This is a genomic window from Nostoc sp. FACHB-892 (assembly GCF_014698795.1).
Classification (GTDB): domain Bacteria; phylum Cyanobacteriota; class Cyanobacteriia; order Cyanobacteriales; family Nostocaceae; genus Nostoc.
This window is the reverse complement of record NZ_JACJTR010000001.1, coordinates 44,699-66,874: the sequence shown is the minus strand read 5'-3', so window position 1 is coordinate 66,874 and position 22,176 is coordinate 44,699. Positions and strand designations below refer to the sequence as shown.

The window sequence follows — 22,176 nt, the reverse complement described above, 5'->3', positions numbered from 1 at the left end:
GGGGAAATTTTAGATTCTGAGGCGGATGAACGGAGTTCTGAGTGTAGATGAAGAGTCCCCAATCCCCTATCTTATTCAGATAATATCCTTTAACACTGCTACCAATTTTTCAATATGTGTTATTTCATGAGTTGCCATTACAGATATTCTGATTCGACTGGTAGGCACTGTGGGGGGACGAATTGCTGGGGCAAAAATGCCAGCATCTCTTAGCTGTTTTCCAGCTTTGAGAGCATCTGTGGCATTAGGCAATTGAAAACATAATATAGGTGATTCAGAAGGCAGCAATTTTAAATTAGGTAACTGTTGCAACAAAGTTTTTAAGTAATGTATATTTCTCCACAATTGGGTACGGTGTTGCGGTTCTTGTTGCACTATCTTGATTGCTGCTAAGGCCGCCGCCGTATCAGCAGGTGAAAGCCCAGTGGTATAAATCCAACTGGGTGCGCGGTTCCGCAAAAAGTCAATTAGGGCGCTACTTCCCGCTACATACCCGCCTAAACTACCCAAAGCTTTACTCAAAGTACCAATTTGAATTAATTGCTTTCCTGTACACCCAAAATGCTCAACACATCCAGCACCGCTTTTTCCTAGTACCCCGGTGGCATGAGCTTCATCGACTAGCAGCATACAGCTAAATTCATCAGCCAGATCCAACAGTGCGGGCAATGGACATAAATCGCCGTCCATGCTGAAGACAGTATCAGTAAGAATCAAACAGCGTCGGTAATTTTGTCGCTGCTTCAACAGAGTTTTTAGTACTGCCATATCACAGTGCGGGTATTCCACAACTGCTGCACCACTGAGAATCGCTCCATTTTTCAGGCTGGAATGATTGTACTGGTCAGATAAAATTAAATCACGCTTGCCCACAAGGGCGGTAATTGCACCCAAATTAGCTAGATACCCTGAACTAAATACCAAAGCATCTTCAGTTTGTTTGGTAGATGCGATCGCCTCCTCTAACTCCCTGTGTAATTCCCGATGTCCACTGAGTAATCTAGAACCAGTACTACCAGTGCCAAATTCTGCGATCGCGGCAGTTGCGACTGATATCAACCGCTCATCCCCAGCCAATCCCAAATAGTCATTACTGGCAAAATTAATTACCTCTTGCCCAGCTAAAACCACCGTTGCACCAGGACGACCGTTGATTGGTTGTACCGAACGATACCAGTCTGCCCGATGAATTGTTGCTAAAGACTGTTCTAGCCAGGCATAAGGATCGGTGGGCATATGGGGATGAGGGGATGGGGGGAGAATAACAAATGACCAATGACAAATGACTAATGACAATTAAACTTGTTCGCTGCTGAGATGAGCGATCGCTTGTTTAATCCAATCTTCGACGTAGGCATCTTTGGGTAGTCCAATATCTTCACTTACTACATGCAGGGCATGACTGACCTCATGGGCAGTATATCCCAAGGCGAAGAGGGTCATTTGCACCTCTTCGAGAATTCCTGGTGCAGGCCCACCTGTGGCGACGAAGAAGCCGGCTGATTTGCGCCACTCGACTAATTTGCTTTTCAGTTCCAAACAGATGCGTTCTGCGATTTTTTTGCCGACACCTGGAGCCTGAATTAAGATTTGTGTATTGCCAGCGATAATTGCCTGGACTAAATCTGGTAGTTCCAAAGTATCCAGGAGTGCGATCGCTAAGGCTGCACCAATACCTGTGACAGTCAGCAAGTGGCGAAATAAATCGCGTTCGGCTGGCGAAGCAAAGCCATATAGAAAGGGCACTTCTTCACGAATTTGGAGATGGGTAAAAATTTGCGCCACTCCACCCGACTCTGGTAACTGGTTTGCTAGCCGTTGGGGAACTTGCAAATCATACCCCAAGCCATTTACTTCCAGAGTCAGAATCACGCGATTAGCGCCAATTGTTTGGATACCAGCGACTATACCTTTTAGATAACTAATCATTACAAAAAACCAAAATAATTTAATCGTTCAATAATTCCACCTGCACAAAAACCTTTTGCCAGGTAGCAGTGGTTAGCCGGATACTCATCGTGCCATAGGAGTAACTCTTTTCAGCCATTCCCCACAATGATTCCCCGTTCGTTGCCTACAGCAAATAAAGCAATATCATTACCTGAATCACCACAGACAACTGTTTGTTCTGCTGCAAATTTCCACTTTTGGCGCAAAAACTGCATTGCCTGACCTTTATCGCTGCTATGGGGTACAATGTCAAGGTCAATACCGACTACTATAGATTAACTTTATATTTAATTTATATTTCTGCCCTTATAGTGGTAAAATATTTCGTGCTGATTAGATGAGTATGTTTTAAACAAACAAATGGGAGTCCTAAATAGTGTGAAACAGTTTCTTTTCATCACAGACCTGGACTATACCCTGGTAGGTGACGACCAGGCGATGGCAAAACTAAATGAACGATTAAAAGTACATCGTCAGACTCACCACACAAAAATTGTTTATTCAACAGGACGATCGCTTTATCTTTACCAAAAGCTTACAGATGAAAAAACACTTTTAGAGCCAGATGTACTTATATGTGCTGTAGGTACAGAAATTTACTATGGTGGCAGTAACACTCCAGATTCTAAGTGGTCAGATAAACTCTCTGAAGGTTGGGATAAAGGCTTAGTTGTACAGATATCTGAGGTTTTTCCTAAATTAAAGCTCCAGCCAGAAAGTGAGCAAAGACCTTTTAAAGTTAGCTATTTCCTTGAGGAAAAAACCTCTGGAGATTTTTTGTCAGAACTAGAGTCTCGTTTGCTAGAGCAAGGATTAGATATTCAAGTTATCTATAGCCTTGGTAGCTCTGCTCATATCAACAGCCTTAGTGGTGTCTACGAACAGGGTAAAGATTTAGAGATTCCAGTACTAGATATTTTGCCACGTAAGGCTAATAAAGGTATGGCAATGACCTTTGTACGCGAAAATCTAGAAATAGATGTAGCACAAACTGTTGCTTGTGGCGACTCTGGTAATGATATTTCCCTGTTTGCAGACAGGAAAGAAAAAGGTATTATTGTCGGTAATGCAAAACAGGAATTACTAGAGTGGCACAAAACTCACCCAAATGAGAATCGTTACTTAGCAAAAGCTAATTTTGCCACTGGAATTGAAGAAGGTTTAGAGTATTTCGGATTTTTGTAAGGATAATGGGCACCGCAGCGCGAACCTGAACTTATGGGCAGCGAGTGATTGCTGTGCTACTAAAGCTAAAACCTTAGTAAATCAGGTTTCAGGTGAGGTTTTGAGAATTTATGCAATAAATATATTGAATTTGAGTAGTCGTTTATTGAATTCGGGTAGTCGTTTATTGAATTCGGGTAGTCGTTTATTGAATTCGGGTAGTCGTTTATTGAATTCAAGCAGTGGTTATACCATTTCACGAAAAATCTGATACAGATGTAACCCCTAGAAGCTTTGCTGCATCTAAGTTTTTTAATTGCGTTAGCGTAGCGGTAGCGAGTCCGCGAGCGTCATTGCGAATTGCGAATTGGTATTAGGGTGGGGTAAAACCCAGATTTTTGAACAACTTCAAACTTGTGTGTACACCGTAGCCTTAAAGGAAGAGAGGTGTTTCAGATACCGTGAAAATTTAGGCCTACCGCAAGCCCCTAAAGAATCTACGCATCTTTTAATACCATGTCTGCTTGATTACTTATTCAACCCGAAGAACCCCAGCAGCAGACTCTCGCTGCTACTCATCGCTTAACGTTTCAATCAACAAATCTACCTGCTGCTGTCGTTGCTGCAAAAAACTTTCGCACTGACGCAAATACTCCACAGCACTTGCAAATTGCTCAAACACAGCTTCCAAATCTAACTCACCCGCCTCAATGCGAGTGATAATTCCCTCTATTTCAGCAACCTTTGCCTCATAATTCCAACCTTCTATCGAATCAGAATTAGAAGCACTCTTACGTTTAACCATTCAACTCTTGGCATCCTTGGCGTCTTGGTAGTTCGTTCACTTCCATAACCTTCACTTTAACCTCACCCTGCCCCAACTGAATCAACAAATCTTCTCCCACAGCTAACTTTGCCGCAGAACGAGCGATCGCCCCATCTTCCCGCCTCACCACCGCATAACCACGCTGTAACACCGCTTTCGGGTCAAGAGTTGCCAACTTTTGCCGCAACAATTCTAAATGCTGCGTTGCTTGCTGCGATCGCCTCGTTGTCATTTGCACCAATTGCTGACGCTTCCAAGCTAGCTTTTCTACCTCTTGTTGCACTTGCCGATCTAACCGCAAACGTCGCAAACGGTTTCGCAATACTTGCAGTTTATTCTCAGCATTTTCCCCAAAGTCATGCACTGCCTCATGCAAAGCGATAACTCGCCCCCGATGTTCAGTATACAATTCTGCAAGTGCAGGCACAACTCTTTCTGCCGCCGCAGTTGGTGTATGTACACAGACATCTGCAACTAAATCTGCCAATGATTCATCCCGTTGATGCCCAATACCAGTAATTACAGGAATGGAACAACTAGCAAGCGATCGCACCACTCGTTCATCATTAAAACAAGCCAACTCCTCCACCGCGCCACCACCCCGCGACAAAATTAGCACTTCGGCGCGTCCATCTCTTTCCACCCGATCAATTGCTTTAACGATGGATTCAGGTGCTTGTTCACCTTGTACTGTAGCGGGAGAAAACAAAACCTGTAAACCTGGATACCTTTGTCTGAGGGTCTTTTGAATATCGCCCCAAGCAGCAGCAGTTGGTGAAGTGACGACAGCGATCGTTTGGGGGTGAGTAGGGAGCGATCGCTTTCTTTGAGCATCGAACAACCCCTCAGCCAGCAAGCGATTTTTTAGTTGTTGATAGCGCAGCGCCTGTAAACCAACACCAGCAGGTAGAGTTTGCCAAACTGACAACTGATACTCTCCCCGTTGCGGATACAGGCGAATACTACCCAAAATGATTATTTGCTCACCAGGAACTGGGATTTGGGCGAGTTTTGGCAATTGGCTATTCCATACCACACACTTAATTCCGGCGGTGCGATCGGTATCTTGCAGCGTAAAAAACAACCCACTACGATGCTGGTTAGCACTAGAAACTTCGCCAGTTACCCAGACTTGCCGCAATTGTTCATCTTGCTCTAACAGCAAACGGATATAGTCAGTTAATCCAGATACTGAAAGTGCAGTATCGAGAACGAGAGAGTCGGGAAGGTCGAAAGTCATCAAAGATGGGTGAGAGCAAAAGCCTAATTAAATCTTAGCAAATAACGTTAATTGATAGCGATTGTGTTGAACTATCAAACTGGAAATACGCAAAAACTCTCTCTGTGTTCTCTGTGTCTCTGTGGTAGCCTCCGGCAAGCCGCTTTGCGTATACGTTTATTTGGATAATTTATTTCTTGGAAGTCCCTAAGCAACACGATCGCCTCGGCAGATAGTTGCATTCAAGCGCGGTACAATACCATCATCATGAACAGTGATAAAATCGGCTCTTTTTCCTACTTCTAGACTACCGCGATCGCAAAATAGATTAATGGCTTTAGCTGGGTTGCAGGTAAATAATTGCATAGCTTGGTAAATAGGCTTGTCCGTCTTCTCGGCAATCATAAAAATGGATTGCAATAAGCTTTGAGGAACGTAATCAGAAGAAATCACATCGACTAAATTGTGCAAGACAAGTTCCATTGCGGAAATATTACCAGAGTGAGAACCACCAAGCACTAAATTAGGCGCACCCATCAAAACTTGTAATCCCGAACTGTGTGCTGCTTTGGCAGCTTCTAAGGTGGTGGGGAACTCAGCTAGCACTACTCCATTTTGCACCGCTTCTTGGACGTGTTCGACGGTAGCATCATCATGACTGGCTAGGGAAATACCTTTGGCTTTGGTGAGTTCTACTAAAGCTATACGGTTTTTCTGTGCATATATTTGTTGTTGTTGCTGACGAATCAAGATGAACTCTTCCATTTGGTCAACAGTGACACCGTGTTTGCCCATGTAATACTCTTTAAACTTGTCTAAGTGGATAAACTGCCGTTGACCGGGAGTATGATCCATCAGCGAGATCATTGATAAAAGAGGATGATCTGCGTATTGTGCTGTAATGTCATAAGCCTTGTCATAAGCCAGTTCACAGCGCAGATGAATGCGATGTTCCACACAAAAGCGTCCGGTGGCTTGTCTTTGGGAGATGGCATCAATCATCGGCCCATAGTTAGTTAAGCGAGGAGAAACAGTTGCCAAATCACCAATTGCGATCGCATCACACACTGTTGTGACTCCGGCGCTGGCTAAATCTCGGTCATGATAAACTGCTGCGGCTTCTAAAGGCCAGCGAATACCAGGACGGGGAGACATACAGCGTTCGAGATTATCAGTGTGTAACTCAATCAACCCTGGTAATAGATAATCTCCTTGACCATTTTGGCCATGACTTACAACCCCTGGCTGAATATCAGCAATTAATCCATCTCGCACTACCAAAGTACCTAACAGTTCTTGATCTGGCAGTTGTAGGCGATAGTTAGTGTAAATCTGCTCATTCATAATATTGATGGCGGTTGACTGATGACTGATGACTGGTGACTGTTAACTGTCAACCGTCAACTATTAAAAATTAATTCGCGGTTACAAAGTTGCGATCGCACTTCTTCGTCGTGAAAAATGCCAATTAAGCCACAGCCTTTAGCTTTTTTCTCTTGCAACAGTTCAATAACTACTTGACGATTGGTAGCGTCTAGGGCTGAAGTCGGTTCATCTAGTAGCAAAATTGGATAATCAACTGCCAAAGCACGAGTAATATTTACCCGTTGCTTTTCGCCTCCAGAAAAGGTCGTGGGGGAAAGATACCACAGTCGTTCTGAAAGGTTGAGGCGATGAAATAGGTCTTTAACTTTGTTATAGGCAACATCTATATTTACCCCTAATTCCAAAAGTGGTTCTGCGGCAACTTCTAACGCTGGCACTCTGGGAATTACTCTTAAAAACTGGCTGACATATCCAATGGTTTTCTGCCGGACTGCTAAAATTTCGTGGGGAGCGAGTTGACACAAATCAACCCAATCTTCCTGATGCTTTATCCAGACTGAACCACTATCAACGCGATAGTTAGCATATAAACAGCGCATAAATGTAGATTTCCCACTGCCGGATGCTCCAGAAAGGGCGACACATTCCCCAGCATTAACGCTCAAAGACACTCCTTCTAATACCGATAGATTAATGCCTCCTTGCTGATGCAGAGTAAAACTTTTTCGCAAATTCTCAACTTGCAAAAGTGCTTGGCTAGCAAAGTTTACTGGATGATGATTAAGAGTTAATGATTGCATTGTTAAGAAAATATATGACCGTTAATAGTCAACACATCAGGGTGTTAAAGCGGCGCTGACTAATAATTGAGTGTATGGATGTTGTGGATCATCAAGTACTTGGTCAGTTAAACCTGATTCCACTACCTGTCCTTGTTGCATAACTAATAATCGATGTGCCAACAGTCTGACTACGCCGATATCGTGGGTAACTATAATCACGCTGAGGTTAAAATTGCGGACAAGCGATCGCAATAAATCTAATAACCGCGCTTGTACCGAGACATCCAACCCCCCTGTCGGTTCATCCATTAATATCAATCGAGGACGCGTCACCAACACACGGGCAAGTTGTAATCTTTGTTGCATCCCCCCAGAAAAGTGAACTGGCAGATCATCTATCCGTGTTGGGTCAATTTCTACTTGTTGTAGCCAATGAGCAGCCTCATCCCGAATATTGCCGTAGTGTCGCGCCCCAATATCTAGTAAGCGTTCACCGATATTTGCTCCCGCACTGACCTTCATTCGCAGACCATCACGGGGATTTTGCTGCACAAAGCCCCACTCAGTTCGCATCAACAACCGCCGTTTAGCTTCCGCAAGTTGAAAAATTTCTAAGTCTTCACCGCTACGGCTAGTATAAGTAACATTACCTTTATCAACAGCAGTATGATTAGCAATTGCACTCAACAAAGTAGACTTACCTGAACCTGATTCTCCAACAATACCGAGAACTTGCCCAGGAAAGAGATTAAAAGAAATGCGATCGCACGCTTTAATTGCGCCGTAAGATTTACTCAGTTGGTGAACCTGTAAAAGAGGTTTCATCGGTTTTAAATTTTTATTTTTGAATTGTTACAGTAGTCTGTATCTGAACAAATCCACATTCGCCCACCTTGGTCGTCAATCACTACCTCATCTAAGTAGCTTTCTGTAGAACCGCATAACTCACAGGCTTTATCCCATTTTTCTACAGTAAAGGGATGGTCTTCAAAGTCGAGGCTTTTGACTTTGGTGTAAGGTGGAATTGCATATATGCGCTTTTCTCTCCCTGCACCAAATAATTGCAATGCCGGACTCATCTGCATTTTGGGATTATCAAAACGTGGGATCGGGCTAGGACTCATCAAATAGCGGTTATGCACCATTACCGGATAGTCGTAGGATGTAGCAATATGTCCATGTGTGGTAATGTCTTCGTAAAGCTTGACGTACATAGCTCCGTATTCTTCTAGAGCGTGCATTTTGCCTGTCTCTACCGATGAGGGTTCTAGCCAGCGCAAAGGTTCAGGAATCGGTACTTGGTAAACTAAAATCTGTCCTTCCTGTAGTGGCGTTTCGGGTATGCGATGGCGAGTTTGAATTAAAGTTGCTTCTTGTGTGCGTTCTGTTGTCTTTACACCACAAACTTTTTGAAAAAAGCGACGAATATTAACGGCGTTAGTAGTGTCGTCTGCGCCTTGGTCAATTACTTTCAAGACATCGGTTTGACCAATCACAGCAGCTGTTACCTGAATTCCACCAGTACCCCAGCCGTAAGACATGGGCATTTCTCTGGAAGAAAAGGGGATTTGATGTCCTGGAATCGCTACGGCTTTTAGCAAAGCACGGCGAATAGAACGCTTTGTTTGTTCGTCTAAATAAGCAAAGTTAAAGCCTGTTTCTGGGGAACTCGGGGCCCTCTCTGGGGATAAGGGGTAATGGGGATTGGAAGAAATATTCATTTTATTGGCGAGATCAAAGAGGCGGTCATAAATTGGGTGAAGTGGTTTAAATTGGGTGTTGGCAGATTTGTAATTTTGCCTTTGTCGTCATAAATCCTTAACTGCACAGCATCTTGGGCATAAGGTTGCTGAATAAATTTCTCTGCCTGTTCAGGGGAAAATATGCCTCCTTGCAGTTCTAAGCTGCGTTTGGATGCGGCTGAGAGACTTTCCCAATATTCAGGAACAACTGAGCAAAGATAGCGTTTGGCGACGACATGAAGCCTAATTGGTTGTGTAACTGCTGACCCAAACATCTGATGTAGCAAGGGAATGGCTCGATGTTCATGTTCGTCGTCTATGCCTTTGATGGCTGGATTATCACCTAAGTTATGAATTAAATGTCCTAAATCATGAAGTAGACAAGCGGTAATCAATTCATGGTTTTGTCCTGATATTTCAGCGAGGTTAGCACATTGCAAGGCGTGTTCTAGCTGACTGACGGCTTCTGCACCATAGGATTGGGAACCCTTTTCGGTGAAGAGTTCAATAATGCTTTCAATGGTAGGTTTCATAATAGGTAACTGATGACTGTTGACTGGATATTTATTGAATTTGATATCGAGCAACTTCTTTTCCTGCTACATATACAGAGCCAATCGCAGTAATCGCTGATGGTAAAGAATTATCAGGAGATATCAACAGGAAATCAGCATCTAAACCAGGAGCGATTTTACCTTTTTGATCGCTTATCCCCGCCGCTTCTGCTGGTTGGCTGGAAACTAATGACCATGCTTGTTCAAAGGACATTAAGCCTAATTCTTGGAGTTTGAAGGGTGCATAAAACAAGGAAGGATAATGATAGTCTGAGCAAAGACAATCAATAACATTATTTTTTACCGCCTCAGCGACACTCATCAAACCTAAGTGAGAACCACCTCGCACTAAGTTAGGCGCACCCATGAGAACTGCTGCACCATATTCACGAGACTTAGCAGCTAAGTCTACAGTAGCGGGGAATTCTGCGATCGCTACTCGGCGTTGTTGACTTAGTATTACTTTCTCTGGGGTATCATCATCATGAGAAGCGAGGGGAATACCGTAAGTATGAGCTAAATCCACCAGTTCTTCTATTTGCACGTCTCCTTCATGTCGCCGTTCTGTTACTTGGTTAACTAATTCTTCGATTTCTTCAATAGACATGGATGATCTTTGCCTCACACTATTGAGATATCGACTCAATCTCTTTTGATTTCCTGGGGGTGGTAGGTGATCGTTGATAGACAAGATATGCACACGACCGGATACCATCCAATCACACAATTCTTCATGTCCGGCGATATTTGCCTCTTCATGTCTGATATGAATGCGATGATTACAATTTAAAACTTGTTTTCCTGTTCCTAAGATGAAGTCAATTAAAGCACGGGCAGAATCTCGGCTGCGTAAACCTGGTTCGTAAGAGTCGGTAATTGAGCAGTAAAAAGTTGTGATACCGGATGCTAAGAGGTTGCGGTCATTATCTGCGATCGCTATTGGTAGAGGAAAGTTGACTCCAGGCCGAGGGCAAATCATCCTTTCAAAAGCATCGCCGTGTAAGTCAATAATTCCTGGCAACATCTGGAGTCCTTGAGCATTTACCAGATGAAATCCATTAGGACTACTAGCCTGATCAATGTTAGTAAATTGTCCATCTTCAATTAAAACTGTGGCATCATCCAGCCAACCATCGGGAGTTAGTACATTTACTCCTTGAATAGCAATTTTTGTGTTGGTTGGTTTTGATAATATTTGAATATTTTTAGTTGTTGTCACTGACTTACCTCAGTAAAAAATTTCATGCCTTTATAGGGAGCTTTTTGAGTGGCGGCAATTCTGGAAGATAAATCACCTATATGCAATTCCAGCTTGTGGTAATCGGGGTCAAGAATATATATAGATTCGCCTTCACTTGTATTTTGTTTCCACTGTTTGACTCCTAAAACTTTGAGGCGATCGCTATATTCTGGAAACTTATCTTCAGGGATACTAAAAGCAATATGAGTGTACTCGTCCATAGGATTTGTGCGTGTGTTTGAATCCAAAGATAGGCACAACCACAAGTCACCCGCTAATAAATAAGCACCTGTTTGCCACTTAGCGATCGCTTGACAACCTAAAATTTCGGTATAAAAATTAAAGGATTTCTCCAAGTCGCAGACAGACAAAGTAATATGGTTAATTCCTGTAATCATTTCACTTGTTCCAAAACCAAATCACTATTTTCTAAAGGCTGAGATTCTTGGGCAGCAACAGTTAGCTCTGAGGATTGATTATTTAGTTGCTGCTGTCGGATTTTCCGCACCAGATTTAACTCTGCTTGAAAGTCGATGTAGTGTGGAAGTTTAAGGTGTTGGACAAAACCTTGTGCTTCCACGTTATCAGAGTGGGAAAGTACAAACTCGACATTTTGGGCTGGGCCTTGAATTGTTTCCCCTAATTCCTCTGCTCGCATTGCCCTATCTACTAGTGCCATTGACATCGCTTTACGTTCGTTGTAACCAAAGGTGAGTCCATAGCCACGGGTAAACTGAGCAGGTAATTCTTTATTACCTTTAAACTGATTTACCATTTGCACTTCGGTGACAGTAATATCTGCGATCGCTATTTCAAATCCCAATTCTTCTGGGCAAATTATCACTTCTACTTCCCCCATGCGAATCTCTCCGGCAAAAGGATGGTTTCTTCCATAGCCTCGCTGTGTAGAATATGCTAGAGATAGCAAAAAACCCTCATCTGCACGCGCTAGATTTTGCAGTCTTGCATCCCGTTCAGCAGGAAAAGTTAGTGGTTGACGAGTTAAATCAAATGGTTGAGATGAGGGAGATAACGGAGAATCATTATTTACTTGTTCCCCCTGCTCCCCTGCTCCCCTGCTCCCCTGCCCTTCTTCCGCTTGCATCAACCCTTCACGATCTAAAGTGTCAATTACACGCAAAACTGATTCTGTAATTGCTTCTGTTTCTGGTGCTGTCGGGACTTGTCCTTCTGCTATCAACTTAAAGTCTAGTAGGCGGTGAATGTAGTCGAAGGTAGTCCCTAACCTTTGTCCTCCTGGTACATCTTTAAAAATGGCAGAAATGCGGCGCTGAATCTGCATTTTGCTGGTATCTAATGGCTGGCTATAGTAAAAGCGGGGTAGTGTTGTCCGATAGGCTCGTAACAAGAAAATTGCTTCTACTAAATCGCCCCAAGATTGTTTAATAGCAAGGGCTGCTAACTCCTGATCATATAAACTACCTTCACACATCACCCGTTCTACTGCTAGGGTAAGCTGTTGTTCAATCTGGTCTAAGCTTAATTCAGGAATTGCAGGATCACCTCTGCGTCTGCTTTGCAGGAGTGCTTCTGCATTTTGAATTGCCTGTTCACCGCCTTTGACTGCAACGTATGGCATAATTTTTAATTCGTAATTCGTAATTTTTGATTAAGGAAGTTAGGCTTTAATCGGGTTTTCAGGTTTCCATATTTATATTTTTATCCTCCGCAATTTTTGCTTTACTGGCTTGGTTGGACTAAGCATTTAAAACTCCACCCATGCTGCTCGAATCCCAGTGATTGATAGAATTGATGGGCGCGAGTTCGTTTCAAATTAGAAGACAGCGTGACTTTATAACACCCAGCCTCAGCACTAAATTGGAGCGCGGCTTTTACCATTTGGCTACCAATTCCCTCTCCTCGCATTTGAGAAATAACTGTTACTGCATCTAGAACTGCAAATTTGTGATAGCCCCGGTGCATCATTGTTGGCGCATAAAGGAGGCTGAAAGTACCTACAAGTTGCTGATTTAAAAAAGCAATGTAGATGTAGTAGTTAGGAAATTGTGTGATTTCTGTCAAGATTCTTTCTACATCATCGCTTGGTAAGGGTGGCTCACCATCCATATCAGCATAAAGCTGATTTAATAGAGGCCAATCCTCACGGGTAGCAATGCGAATCTCAAGAGTCATAGTACACCTCTGGTTTGGCGGTGCGTGGTAGTCCGATTACTGCGTTTTCTGTAAATAAAAATACATCTACGCCTTGTGGATAGGCTTGGTGATTCTGCATCCAGAAATCCCAAAAATGGACGGGAAGTGTAGGAGTGATAGCTTGCTGGTCTAAAATTCCTGGCCCTGTCAACATCACAGGTTGTCCCATCTCAAAACTTTCCACCTGTACTAATAATGTTGTTGAGGCTTCCGGCTTTTCTGCTGTCCCCCAGCTAAAAATAGATAATTCCGGTAACGCCGCCAAATCTTGAATTAAGGCAAAGTCAGCTTCTTCTGGATACTGCGTGAAACGACAGCCAGTATGAAACAACAACCAAGCTCTCACTTGATCTGCAAAACTCGGCTGTAGCCATACCACAACATCCAAATCCAGCAGTGTCAAACAAGCAGCCCCACAAGCAGGCGTTAAACCCAAAGGCACACTCATATCAGCAGCTATCCAATAAGGTGTCCCCGGTCGAGCATTAGCATCAAGCAACGCCCGAAATGTCCTCTGAGCATCATGAATTGAGTCTCGAAAGCCAGGTAAGTACGTAACTTTATTCATTAGTTTTCCCTTATCTCCCCCTGCTTCCCCTGCTTCCCCTGCTCCCTCTGCTCCTCCATCTCTTCATCCTTCCCCTCTCACCATCGTGAAAAAATTAACCTTAGTGGCGGCTGCTTGACGCTGCTTAAGTTCTTGCTGCTTTTGGCGTTCTATTTGCAATGGTTGAATTACCTCAGCCTGAATCTGATCGTGCCAATTTGGGGTTTGTAGTAACGCATCACAAACAGCAGCTAATTCTGCATGACGGTGCGATCGCCCTGCGACATAACCAAATCCAGTGATTGATTCATCTCCTTGGCTCTCTAACTGCACAACACAGCGAGTCATGGTAATTTCTCCTAAGTTAAATGGCTCTCCTGTACCCCCAGCGCGTCCCCGCACCATTGTTAGACCAATCTCTGGGGAGCGTAAAAAGCTATAGTTGGGCAAATTATCTAATGTGTTTACCAGTTTTTCTAATAGCTCTAACTCGGCTTTAGCTAATGTTGCCATCCATGCTTGTCGCTGCGTCACAGTAGGCATAAGTTGGTTTGTGGTATTTTGTTTTAAACTATTCTTAATTTGTCTAGACATCTAGATGAAAGTAGATTAACGCAATTCTGACAAATTGACAATCTAAAATTGATACATGAAGGAAATAATGCCAATTTATGTCCAGATTGCTGACCAACTGCGACAAAATATTCATCAGGGAGTTTATCAGGTTGGGGAACAACTACCGACGGAAACCAAGTTAGCTGAACAGTTTGCCGTTAATCGCCATACCATTAGACAAGCGATCGCTCTACTAAAAGACGAGGGATTGTTACGAGTTGAGCGAGGACGCGGAACTTTTGTAGCGGCTAAAACCATCCGCTATGCGATTGGTAAGCGAGTGCGTTACAACCAAACGCTGAAAGCACAGGGTTGGCAAGTAAGGTTTCAACTGCTACGTGTTTTAGAAGTACCTGCCGATGATGCGATCGCTAAAGGATTAGAAATTCCTTATGGTGAGCCGATAGCGTTAATTGAACGTTTAGGTTTAGCAAATGAAGAACCCATTAGTGTGGGTACGGGATATTTTCCACTCAAGCGATTCCCTGATTTTTTAGAGCCGAAAAATATCAAGATTTTGCAAGAACAGCAATCAATATCTCAGTTTTTACAGCAAGTATATGGATGTGATCACATCCGCCGTAGTACCTGCGTTTCTGCTCGTCTAGTTCAGCCTCAAGATGCAAAGTGGCTACAACTATCTCTTAATCAACCCATTCTCTTAGCGGAGTCGGTGAACTTAGATGAAACAGGTAATATTATTGAATATGGGGTAACTCGACTGCGGGGCGATCGCATGGAGTTATTTTTTGAAAATGACTTAAAAGAGGGTGTAGGTGCAAAATTAATGACTAATGACTAAATTAGCCACTCTCTCACCTTTGCAGAGAGTAAATCAATAACACCAGTAGTAACAATCAAAATAATCAGAATTGTACATACTTTCTGGTATTCAAATGCCCCAAAACTTTGATATAGTGAAACGCCAATACCACCAGCCCCAACAATTCCTAACACAGAAGCAGAACGCACATTTGACTCAAATCTGTAGAGAGTGAAAGAAGTCCACAAAGGCATCACTTGGGGAATTACTCCATAAATAACTTCTTGAATCTGACTTGCACCAGTAGCTCTAATTCCTTCTACAGGCCCTGACTCAATTGATTCTACTGCTTCTGAGAAAAGCTTACCTAGAATACCAGCAGTATGAATAAATAATGCCAAAACTCCGGCAAATGGCCCTAACCCAACAGCAACTACAAAGATTAGTGCAAAGACGATTTCGTTAATCGCACGCATAGCATCTAAAAGGCGACGTGTCGGTTGTACTATCCATACTGGACAAATATTGTTAGATGCTAAAATAGATAAAGGAACAGCTGCGATCGCAGCCATTAAAGTTCCCCAGATTCCCATCGATATAGTAACCAGTGTTTCTGAGAAATAATAATTCCAATCGCTAAAATCTGGCGGAAAATATGAACGTATATATTCCACCATGTTGTCTCCCCGTTGCAGAAGTACAGGGAAATTTAACTCACTTTGAGTATAGGCAAAAATCAATACAGCAGCAATTACTAAAAGAAACAAAACTTTTTGGGTATTCACAAGCTTTGCTTCTTTCTCTAACATTGCTGCTACATTAGGAGATGCGTAAGTAATTACCTGATTTCGTGGGCGCACTTTTTACTACCTATAAATCTAATTTTATTTAATTCCTTTGAGTTGCTGATTTAGTTCTGCTATTGTTTGCTGCTTTTCTTGTTCGCTAAGATTTTCTTTATCTTGAGTTTCTTGGATTTTTTTAGCAATTTCTAGTTCTCGAATTGTATGCCAATTTTTATCTTCAGCCTGTACAAAGCCAGAAATTTTAAATGGTGTTAAAACTTTTGCATCTTTGTAGTTATAGAAAAAGTTTTGCAACTTCTTTTTGATATCATCTGCTAAATCCCGACGATAAACAATCGGATCGCTGGGAATTATAGGCGATTTCCAAATAATTTCAATCTTCTGCCTGGCTGTAGGATTAGTACTTTCTAGACGACTTAATGCTTCACTACTAACGGTAGCTACATCTACCTGTTTATTAGCTACAGCTAGAGCGCAAGCTTCATGATTACCAGCAAAAATCAAGCGTTTAAAAGCTTTTTTAGGGTCAACATTGTTTTTAGTAAAAATATAGTAACTGGGAACTAAAAACCCAGAGGTAGAATTAGGCTCATTAAAGGCAAAGGTGAGATTGGATGCATTTTTAATCACATATTTATCGCCACCTGCTGCTATAGCTTCTGCTACAATCGGATTTTCTTTATTAGTAATTAAATGAGAATAGTAGCCTCTAGTGCCATCTGCACTTACAACTTGAGCAAAAGCTTCTGCATCAGCAATTTTTGCTGCTTCAATATAAGATTTACCACCTAACCAAGCTGCTTGAACTTTACCAAAACGCATAGCTTCTATGACTGCTGCATACTGTGTAACATAGAAGGGTTTTATAGGAATTCCAACTTCCTCAGACATAGCAGCAGCAAAAGGTTCCCAAATTGGTTTTTGATTAGCTTGAGATTCTGTAGACAGAACACCAAAATTAATTTCTTTAATCGCTGCTGTACTATTATCAGCATTAGAAGTACAAGCTGAAAGTATCTTGGCACTTGCCAAAGTTATAGTAAATAAAGAAGCCTGTTGAATAAATAACCTTCTGTCCATAATTTTAGTTGTGATATCCAAGTAAAAATTCTGTATTGCGTTACACTACCAATTCTCCGTGCCCTCTCATAATGAGTTCTTCGGCAGCTGTACCATAAAGTTCATTGAGCTTGTGATCATTCATCTCTGTGGTTGCACCATCAAACATCACTTCTCCATCTTTGAGAGCGATCGCTCGATCAAAGTAACTACGCACCATTTGAACCTGATGTAAAGAAGCGACTACAGTAATACCGCTTTGACGATTTAGCTGCACAAGCAATTCCATGACTTTACGCGCTGATTCCGGGTCGAGAGAGGCGATTGGTTCGTCTGCGAGGATGATTTTTGCTCCTTGCACTAAACAACGAGCGATCGCCACTCGTTGTTGTTGCCCTCCAGAAAGCATAGATGCCCGTTTATAAGCGTGTTCAAGAATGCCTACTCGCTCTAATGCAGCAAGAGCTTGGATTTTTTCTTCTTTGGTGAATAAATGGAATGTTGAACGTAAGATAGACAATCTTGATAAGTTACCAACGAGTACATTTTCGATAACTGTTAGCCGATTGACTAAATTAAACTGTTGAAAAATACAACCTATCTGGCTTCGTAAAGACCTAATTTTAGAGTGTATTTTGCCTTCGCTCTGTAGTATTGAGCCGAAAATATAAACAGTTCCTGCATCTCCAATATGCAAGCCATTAATATGACGTAAAAGGGTAGATTTGCCTGAGCCAGATGCGCCTATTAACGCAACCAGTTCTCCCTCATGAATTGTGCAAGATGCGTTTTTTAGTGCTGTCTTACCTTTGAAATCCTTCGATAGATTACTAACTTTGATAGCCACTGTATTTGCCATTTTTTGACATTTAGATGTCTATGATCAACATTAATAATGTTTTTGAGTTAAGAAATAATTAAGAAAAGTATAATTTTTAATTTAATTTCTGAATTATCAGCCTAATGAGTGAGCCATTTTTGGATATACATCAATATAATGTAATGCTTATAATACATAAACTAAGCTGCATTTTTAGATTAAGCTTTAATTAACAAAAGACCAATTTTTGGTAAAAATGTAATTAACTTTGCTAGAAATTTAGTACAGCACGGCGTAAAGAAACCACCCATTTGAAATCAATAAAATGCTTATACTGTATACCTGTTTGAATTTTAATAAGGGTAATTCATGGATTGTTCCTCCGACAGATGTAGTTTTTTAAATCATCCATATTTAGCATTTGCTGTCAATACTTAAGTTCTAGTAAATAAGCTTTATTACTCTAAAAAAGTTTAACAATATGCTATTAACTGGATCTTAACTACTGATTATTGATTAAATTAACAAATACAGATAATCTTTAATGCATCAATATTTGTTTGGTTAAGAATAGGTAAACAAAAAACAATTGTTTTTATTTCAAAACAATCTCTAAATTGTGGTACACAGTTATGCTTTGATATTGTTAAAGTCGATTTGGTCAATTTTTCTTATAGAAGATTGATTTTACCTGTATAACATTACTATTTCCGTAATAAAGGCTGAGTTCACGATTTAATTAAATGAACTTTGATAATATTTGTGATTTACCACTTAGCAGAAATTTTAATGTTATAAAAATCGATTTTTTACTAATTTCTACCAGGTGTGAGGGTACGTTCGTGCAGAAATTTTGGTTGAATCCTTTGTTATTTAGTCCAGCAATTTTGGGCTTATTTATAGTTGCACTACCAGCGATGGGTTCTGAAGTACCTCTAAATCAAGCACCTACAACTAATCAACCTTCCAGTTTTAGTAGTGCTGAGAGTATCGAACAAGTAACTTCAGTTTCACAGCTTTCTGATGTCAAACCTACAGACTGGGCTTTTCAAGCTTTGCAATCCCTAGTTGAGCGATACGGCTGCATTGCAGGTTATCCTAACCAAACTTATCGGGGTAATCGTGCTTTGACTCGCTATGAGTTTGCTGCTGGTTTGAATGCTTGTTTAGATCAGATAAATCAACTTATAGCTACTAGTACAGCTGATCTGGTAAACAAACAAGACCTAGCAACATTGCAAAAGCTGCAAGAAGAGTATACTGCTGAGTTGCAAACTGTGCGAGGTCGAGTAGATGCTCTAGAAGCTCGTAGCGCCACTTTAGAGTCGCAACAATTCTCCATAACTACTCAACTGCGGGGAGAAGCAGTTTTTGCGCTGGCTGGTGCATTTGGCTCCGATAGAGCAATCAACACCGATGCTCAAAATCGTGGTGATACTAGACCAGAACTCGATGAAAATGTGATTTTTGCCGATCGCGTCCGGTTAAACTTTGATAGTAGCTTCACTGGTAAAGACCGCCTCAGAGTTAGGTTACAAGCGAGAAATATCACTTCATTCAATACAGGCGTGACTGGCACTAACCAAACTCGTTTAGGGTTTGATGGTAATGAATCCAACAATGTCAGCGTATCAGCTCTGTTTTACCGTTTTCCTTTAAGCGACTCCACAACCTTCAACATTGCAACCGAAGGGTTGGAATACATTGATGAAGTACCTGCTCTCAGTCGCAACTTCGATTCTAGTGGTTCCGGTGCGCTATCTCGTTTTGGGCGTTATAACCCAATTTATCGAGCAGCCGAGGGGCCAGGTATCATCATCAATCAAAAATTGAATGATGCTCTCACCCTAACTGCTGGTTACGTTGTGCCATCAGGTGTTGGTAATGATCCCAGTAACGGTAGAGGACTTTTTAATGGTAGTTACTCTGCATTAGGTCAACTGACCTTCCAACCAACCTCAGAATTAAGTTTGGCTTTTACTTATGTCAATGCCTATTACACTGATGGTAGCGGAGTTACTGGTAGCACTGGTACTGGTTTTGCCAACAACCCATTCAACGGGGCGCGAACTTCTGTAAATAACTATAGTGTAACTGGCAATTACAAACTTAGTCCTAAGTTTACCATCACTGCTTGGGGCAGCTACGCCAACGCCCAAGCTGAGAATACAGACGTTGCTAGGAGTAATGCAGAGATTTGGAACTGGGCCGTTCAGCTAGGCTTTCCTGATTTGGGTAGGAAAGGAAATTTTGGCGGTATTGTGTTTGGTGTACCGCCTTACGTTGCTGACAATCAATTCGTAAATGGTAATAATCGTCGCCAAGACGATGATATCTCCTATCATTTAGAGGCTTTCTATAGATATAAGCTGAATGACAATATTGCTATAACTCCAGGATTAATCACCATCTTGAATCCTGAAGGTAACAGCAACAACTCTAATATCTATGTGGGAGTAGTACGTACTACTTTTACTTTCTAACCCAAAGTCTTTGCTTAAGCTCAATCAAAAAGACCTCTCCCTGATTTTACTACGCAAAATCGTCCCTCTCCGAGCCGGAGAGGGACAGCTTTGAACTTTAGTTCAAGGCAGAGGTTTATCGAACTCACCTTAAATTACTCAAAGACCTCGTTTCTTGCCCATCAACGGTCAATGGTTCTAGGTTGTCGCCGCGACATATTCGTACAATAAATTGTTAGGCAGAAATAGATCGCGCATTTGGATGGATATCAATGTCACATTAACTCCATTTTCCACCACTGATGTCACGCTGCTTAACCGTTGGCTGGTGGCCCCACACGTGGCTCGGTGGTATCCTGACCCGGAAGATCATATTGGATGGAGCGTAAATCCACCACCCGGCGGAGAACGGGCACTAATCACAGTAGGAGATCGGCACGTTGGCTACATTCGATGGCAGACAGTTTCTCGTGAGGTATTGGATTCAGTCGGTCTGCACGAGATACCGGCAGGATCGGTTGACGTAGATATACTCATAGGTGATTCGGATTTCGTCGGTCGTGGGATTGGCCCGAAGGCTCTCCTGCTCTTGGTGTCACAGCTTCGTCAGCGCGGAGATGTCCCGTTGGTCGGACTAACAACGAACATTCAGAACCTGTCCGCTCAACGTGCTTACTCCAAGGTCGGCTTTTACACCTTGCGTGAATACAGTCCTCCTGGATACGGTCGGTGCTATCTTATGATCCGCGTTCTCGAAGAAAATGCCTAACAAGGCGATGCAGCCATAGTAGCTGATCTTCGCCGTTATATCTTAGTTTAGGTCGCATAGCTTAGAGCTTTACAAGCGTGCCATTCGGTTCTGAATAAAAGGTATGAGCAAGTTTTCTTAACCTTTTGATGTTCTAAATTTAACTTGCACAGTGCTTCATGTAACCTATCCTTACCAAAATCAATAGTTAATCCTTTACAGGTGATTAATATTGACAAAATTTGGTCAGATGAATTGACCTGTAATCCTGAATCTGGAATCTGAGGCTAATCAATGATTTCACATCAAGTGCGGCAAATCTGTGGTGTAATTACTGCTGTGTTTTTGGGCTGGGGAGTTGGAATGGCGGTAGCAGATACCCCAAAAACACTAACAGTTTATTCAGGGCGAGAAAAGGACATCATGAGTCCTTTGATTGAGAAAGCTAAAAAAGATTTGGGGATCAATATTGAGGTACGCTATGGTGATTCCACAGAACTAGCGATCGCTCTCATCGAAGAAGGTAAAAATAGCCGCGCTGATATATTTTACGCTCAAGACGCTGGGTCTTTAGGAGCGATCGCTAGGGAAAAACGAACCTTAACTCTCCCTACTCAATTACTAAACAAAGTTGAACCGCAATTTCGCTCTCCCGCAGGCCAATGGATTGGCATTTCTGGACGCGCACGGGTGATTGACTACAATACCAAGCTTGTCAAAACCAGCGAACTCCCCACAAGTGTAATGGAACTGGGCAATCCAAAATGGCGAGGTAAAGTTGGTTGGGCACCTACTAACGGTTCTTTTCTATCCTTCGTGACTGCAATGCGACTCCTAGAGGGCAATCAAAAAACCCTGGAGTGGTTAAAAGCAATGAAAGCTAATAATGCCAAAGCTTATAGCGGCAATAGTGCCATTGTTGAAGCTTTGGGACGCGGAGAAATTGCCTTGGGGTTAGTGAATAACTATTATTTATATCGATTTACCACAAAAGACCCAAATTTTCCTGTAGCTATCCACCATACACGCAATGATGCGGGAGCGTTGATTAATGTCGCAGGTTTAGCAGTACTAAATACAACTGACCAAGAAAGCGATGCAGAAAAGTTTGTTGCTTATATGCTCAGTCCAGATGTGCAAAAGTTCCTTACCCAAAAGTTTTATGAATATCCCTTGGTGAAAGGTATTCCAGTATCGCAAAAGCAAATTCCACTCAATCAGTTGCAGTCTCCTCAGCTTGATCTGAGCAAATTATCAGATATGAAAGGAACGCTTTCGTTAATCCAAGATGCAGGTTTGTTGTAACTATAGCGGTTCTAAATTGATGTGCGGTACAGACCTAACCCCCAACCCCTTCCCTACAAGGTAAGGGGGGTAA

23 protein-coding genes and 1 pseudogene are annotated in these 22,176 nt (G+C 42.2%); 5 read left to right on the top strand and 19 right to left on the bottom strand.

The window, feature by feature from the left end; translation table 11 throughout:
* Window positions 1–75: 75 nt before the first annotated feature.
* From bioF to H6G96_RS00275, 3 genes and pseudogenes are all read right to left on the bottom strand, one after another.
* Entirely contained in the window at window positions 76–1,236 is a 1,161-nt protein-coding gene (gene bioF / locus H6G96_RS00285) for an 8-amino-7-oxononanoate synthase (RefSeq protein WP_190909392.1), read from the bottom strand.
* Between the two features lie 60 nt (window positions 1,237–1,296).
* Window positions 1,297–1,929 carry a Holliday junction branch migration protein RuvA gene (gene ruvA, locus H6G96_RS00280; protein WP_109007998.1) on the bottom strand — a complete coding sequence of 211 codons (633 nt, stop codon included), beginning with the start codon at window positions 1,927–1,929 and terminating at the stop codon, window positions 1,297–1,299.
* Window positions 1,929–2,241, bottom strand: a pseudogene (locus H6G96_RS00275) (HAD-IIB family hydrolase); the annotation flags it as partial. The pseudogene H6G96_RS00275 and the gene ruvA, both read right to left, overlap by 1 nt.
* 87 nt (window positions 2,242–2,328) lie before the next feature.
* On the opposite strand from H6G96_RS00275, the gene H6G96_RS00270 reads away from it, so the two are divergent.
* Complete coding sequence (locus tag H6G96_RS00270; protein ID WP_190909391.1) at window positions 2,329–3,135, top strand: HAD-IIB family hydrolase; 807 nt, start codon at window positions 2,329–2,331, stop codon at window positions 3,133–3,135.
* A gap of 550 nt (window positions 3,136–3,685) precedes the next feature.
* Here the strand turns inward: H6G96_RS00270 and xseB are convergent.
* From xseB to phnG, 13 genes are all read right to left on the bottom strand, one after another.
* Window positions 3,686–3,919 carry an exodeoxyribonuclease VII small subunit gene (gene xseB / locus H6G96_RS00265; protein ID WP_190909390.1) on the bottom strand — a complete coding sequence of 78 codons (234 nt, stop codon included), beginning with the start codon at window positions 3,917–3,919 and terminating at the stop codon, window positions 3,686–3,688.
* Window positions 3,912–5,180: an exodeoxyribonuclease VII large subunit gene (gene xseA, locus H6G96_RS00260; protein WP_190909389.1), complete on the bottom strand. Its 1,269-nt coding sequence runs from the start codon at window positions 5,178–5,180 to the stop codon at window positions 3,912–3,914. Before xseA ends, xseB begins: the two co-directional genes overlap by 8 nt.
* Window positions 5,181–5,366: 186 nt before the next feature.
* Window positions 5,367–6,503, bottom strand: coding sequence for a phosphonate metabolism protein PhnM (gene phnM / locus H6G96_RS00255; protein ID WP_190909388.1), 1,137 nt, complete (start codon window positions 6,501–6,503; stop codon window positions 5,367–5,369).
* A gap of 56 nt (window positions 6,504–6,559) precedes the next feature.
* Window positions 6,560–7,285 carry a phosphonate C-P lyase system protein PhnL gene (gene phnL, locus H6G96_RS00250; RefSeq protein ID WP_190909387.1) on the bottom strand — a complete coding sequence of 242 codons (726 nt, stop codon included), beginning with the start codon at window positions 7,283–7,285 and terminating at the stop codon, window positions 6,560–6,562.
* Between the two features lie 36 nt (window positions 7,286–7,321).
* Window positions 7,322–8,092 (bottom strand): phosphonate C-P lyase system protein PhnK, encoded by a 771-nt coding sequence (gene phnK, locus H6G96_RS00245; protein WP_190909386.1) that lies wholly within the window; start codon window positions 8,090–8,092, stop codon window positions 7,322–7,324.
* A 5-nt stretch (window positions 8,093–8,097) separates the two neighbouring features.
* The gene (locus H6G96_RS00240) at window positions 8,098–8,988 is read right to left on the bottom strand and encodes an alpha-D-ribose 1-methylphosphonate 5-phosphate C-P-lyase PhnJ (RefSeq protein ID WP_199339329.1); all 891 of its coding nucleotides are present in this window, start codon (window positions 8,986–8,988) and stop codon (window positions 8,098–8,100) included.
* Window positions 8,985–9,542 (bottom strand): phosphonate degradation HD-domain oxygenase, encoded by a 558-nt coding sequence (locus H6G96_RS00235; RefSeq protein ID WP_190909385.1) that lies wholly within the window; start codon window positions 9,540–9,542, stop codon window positions 8,985–8,987. The genes H6G96_RS00240 and H6G96_RS00235 overlap by 4 nt, the downstream gene beginning before the upstream one ends.
* A 31-nt stretch (window positions 9,543–9,573) precedes the next feature.
* Window positions 9,574–10,782, bottom strand: a complete 1,209-nt coding sequence (locus tag H6G96_RS00230) for an alpha-D-ribose 1-methylphosphonate 5-triphosphate diphosphatase (protein WP_190909384.1) — start codon at window positions 10,780–10,782, stop codon at window positions 9,574–9,576.
* The gene (locus tag H6G96_RS00225) at window positions 10,779–11,201 is read right to left on the bottom strand and encodes a fosfomycin resistance glutathione transferase (protein ID WP_190909383.1); all 423 of its coding nucleotides are present in this window, start codon (window positions 11,199–11,201) and stop codon (window positions 10,779–10,781) included. The genes H6G96_RS00230 and H6G96_RS00225 overlap by 4 nt, the downstream gene beginning before the upstream one ends.
* Window positions 11,198–12,403: a carbon-phosphorus lyase complex subunit PhnI gene (locus H6G96_RS00220; protein WP_190909382.1), complete on the bottom strand. Its 1,206-nt coding sequence runs from the start codon at window positions 12,401–12,403 to the stop codon at window positions 11,198–11,200. Before H6G96_RS00220 ends, H6G96_RS00225 begins: the two co-directional genes overlap by 4 nt.
* A 101-nt stretch (window positions 12,404–12,504) precedes the next feature.
* The gene (locus H6G96_RS00215; protein WP_190909381.1) at window positions 12,505–12,957 is read right to left on the bottom strand and encodes a GNAT family N-acetyltransferase; all 453 of its coding nucleotides are present in this window, start codon (window positions 12,955–12,957) and stop codon (window positions 12,505–12,507) included.
* Window positions 12,947–13,546 (bottom strand): phosphonate C-P lyase system protein PhnH, encoded by a 600-nt coding sequence (gene phnH, locus H6G96_RS00210; protein ID WP_190909380.1) that lies wholly within the window; start codon window positions 13,544–13,546, stop codon window positions 12,947–12,949. Before phnH ends, H6G96_RS00215 begins: the two co-directional genes overlap by 11 nt.
* A gap of 63 nt (window positions 13,547–13,609) precedes the next feature.
* Window positions 13,610–14,068, bottom strand: coding sequence for a phosphonate C-P lyase system protein PhnG (gene phnG / locus H6G96_RS00205; RefSeq protein ID WP_190909925.1), 459 nt, complete (start codon window positions 14,066–14,068; stop codon window positions 13,610–13,612).
* 118 nt (window positions 14,069–14,186) lie between these two features.
* Here phnG and phnF point away from each other — a divergent pair, with 118 nt between their 5' ends.
* Window positions 14,187–14,942 (top strand): phosphonate metabolism transcriptional regulator PhnF, encoded by a 756-nt coding sequence (gene phnF / locus H6G96_RS00200; protein ID WP_242063127.1) that lies wholly within the window; start codon window positions 14,187–14,189, stop codon window positions 14,940–14,942.
* Here the strand turns inward: phnF and phnE are convergent.
* The 3 genes from phnE to phnC form a co-directional block, all read right to left on the bottom strand.
* Window positions 14,939–15,712 (bottom strand): phosphonate ABC transporter, permease protein PhnE, encoded by a 774-nt coding sequence (gene phnE / locus H6G96_RS00195; RefSeq protein ID WP_190909923.1) that lies wholly within the window; start codon window positions 15,710–15,712, stop codon window positions 14,939–14,941. The two genes, phnF and phnE, sit on opposite strands and share 4 nt — an antisense overlap.
* A gap of 75 nt (window positions 15,713–15,787) precedes the next feature.
* Window positions 15,788–16,789 (bottom strand): phosphonate ABC transporter substrate-binding protein, encoded by a 1,002-nt coding sequence (phnD, locus tag H6G96_RS00190; RefSeq protein WP_190909378.1) that lies wholly within the window; start codon window positions 16,787–16,789, stop codon window positions 15,788–15,790.
* A gap of 40 nt (window positions 16,790–16,829) precedes the next feature.
* Window positions 16,830–17,627 carry a phosphonate ABC transporter ATP-binding protein gene (gene phnC / locus H6G96_RS00185; RefSeq protein WP_190909377.1) on the bottom strand — a complete coding sequence of 266 codons (798 nt, stop codon included), beginning with the start codon at window positions 17,625–17,627 and terminating at the stop codon, window positions 16,830–16,832.
* 803 nt (window positions 17,628–18,430) lie between these two features.
* Between phnC and H6G96_RS00180 the strand changes: the two genes are divergently transcribed.
* From H6G96_RS00180 to H6G96_RS00170, 3 genes are all read left to right on the top strand, one after another.
* Window positions 18,431–20,071, top strand: coding sequence for an iron uptake porin (locus H6G96_RS00180; protein WP_347242157.1), 1,641 nt, complete (start codon window positions 18,431–18,433; stop codon window positions 20,069–20,071).
* A gap of 241 nt (window positions 20,072–20,312) precedes the next feature.
* Window positions 20,313–20,819: a GNAT family protein gene (locus H6G96_RS00175; RefSeq protein WP_190909375.1), complete on the top strand. Its 507-nt coding sequence runs from the start codon at window positions 20,313–20,315 to the stop codon at window positions 20,817–20,819.
* Between the two features lie 273 nt (window positions 20,820–21,092).
* Complete coding sequence (locus tag H6G96_RS00170) at window positions 21,093–22,103, top strand: iron ABC transporter substrate-binding protein (RefSeq protein WP_190727664.1); 1,011 nt, start codon at window positions 21,093–21,095, stop codon at window positions 22,101–22,103.
* Window positions 22,104–22,176: the final 73 nt, after the last annotated feature.

What these genes read in the sequence shown, in the direction of transcription:
- H6G96_RS00215 (WP_190909381.1), bottom strand. Translation starts at nt 12,957, where the DNA reads ATGACTCTTGAGATTCGCATTGCTACCCGTGAGGATTGGCCTCTATTA.
- bioF (WP_190909392.1), bottom strand. Translation starts at nt 1,236, where the DNA reads ATGCCCACCGATCCTTATGCCTGGCTAGAACAGTCTTTAGCAACAATT.
- xseB (WP_190909390.1), bottom strand. Translation starts at nt 3,919, where the DNA reads ATGGTTAAACGTAAGAGTGCTTCTAATTCTGATTCGATAGAAGGTTGG.
- xseA (WP_190909389.1), bottom strand. Translation starts at nt 5,180, where the DNA reads ATGACTTTCGACCTTCCCGACTCTCTCGTTCTCGATACTGCACTTTCA.
- phnD (WP_190909378.1), bottom strand. Translation starts at nt 16,789, where the DNA reads ATGGACAGAAGGTTATTTATTCAACAGGCTTCTTTATTTACTATAACT.
- phnK (WP_190909386.1), bottom strand. Translation starts at nt 8,092, where the DNA reads ATGAAACCTCTTTTACAGGTTCACCAACTGAGTAAATCTTACGGCGCA.
- phnM (WP_190909388.1), bottom strand. Translation starts at nt 6,503, where the DNA reads ATGAATGAGCAGATTTACACTAACTATCGCCTACAACTGCCAGATCAA.
- ruvA (WP_109007998.1), bottom strand. Translation starts at nt 1,929, where the DNA reads ATGATTAGTTATCTAAAAGGTATAGTCGCTGGTATCCAAACAATTGGC.
- phnH (WP_190909380.1), bottom strand. Translation starts at nt 13,546, where the DNA reads ATGAATAAAGTTACGTACTTACCTGGCTTTCGAGACTCAATTCATGAT.
- phnG (WP_190909925.1), bottom strand. Translation starts at nt 14,068, where the DNA reads ATGCCTACTGTGACGCAGCGACAAGCATGGATGGCAACATTAGCTAAA.
- H6G96_RS00235 (WP_190909385.1), bottom strand. Translation starts at nt 9,542, where the DNA reads ATGAAACCTACCATTGAAAGCATTATTGAACTCTTCACCGAAAAGGGT.
- H6G96_RS00170 (WP_190727664.1), top strand. Translation starts at nt 21,093, where the DNA reads ATGATTTCACATCAAGTGCGGCAAATCTGTGGTGTAATTACTGCTGTG.
- phnC (WP_190909377.1), bottom strand. Translation starts at nt 17,627, where the DNA reads ATGGCAAATACAGTGGCTATCAAAGTTAGTAATCTATCGAAGGATTTC.
- phnE (WP_190909923.1), bottom strand. Translation starts at nt 15,712, where the DNA reads ATGTTAGAGAAAGAAGCAAAGCTTGTGAATACCCAAAAAGTTTTGTTT.
- phnF (WP_242063127.1), top strand. Translation starts at nt 14,187, where the DNA reads ATGCCAATTTATGTCCAGATTGCTGACCAACTGCGACAAAATATTCAT.
- H6G96_RS00220 (WP_190909382.1), bottom strand. Translation starts at nt 12,403, where the DNA reads ATGCCATACGTTGCAGTCAAAGGCGGTGAACAGGCAATTCAAAATGCA.
- H6G96_RS00225 (WP_190909383.1), bottom strand. Translation starts at nt 11,201, where the DNA reads ATGATTACAGGAATTAACCATATTACTTTGTCTGTCTGCGACTTGGAG.
- H6G96_RS00240 (WP_199339329.1), bottom strand. Translation starts at nt 8,988, where the DNA reads ATGAATATTTCTTCCAATCCCCATTACCCCTTATCCCCAGAGAGGGCC.
- H6G96_RS00175 (WP_190909375.1), top strand. Translation starts at nt 20,313, where the DNA reads ATGGATATCAATGTCACATTAACTCCATTTTCCACCACTGATGTCACG.
- phnL (WP_190909387.1), bottom strand. Translation starts at nt 7,285, where the DNA reads ATGCAATCATTAACTCTTAATCATCATCCAGTAAACTTTGCTAGCCAA.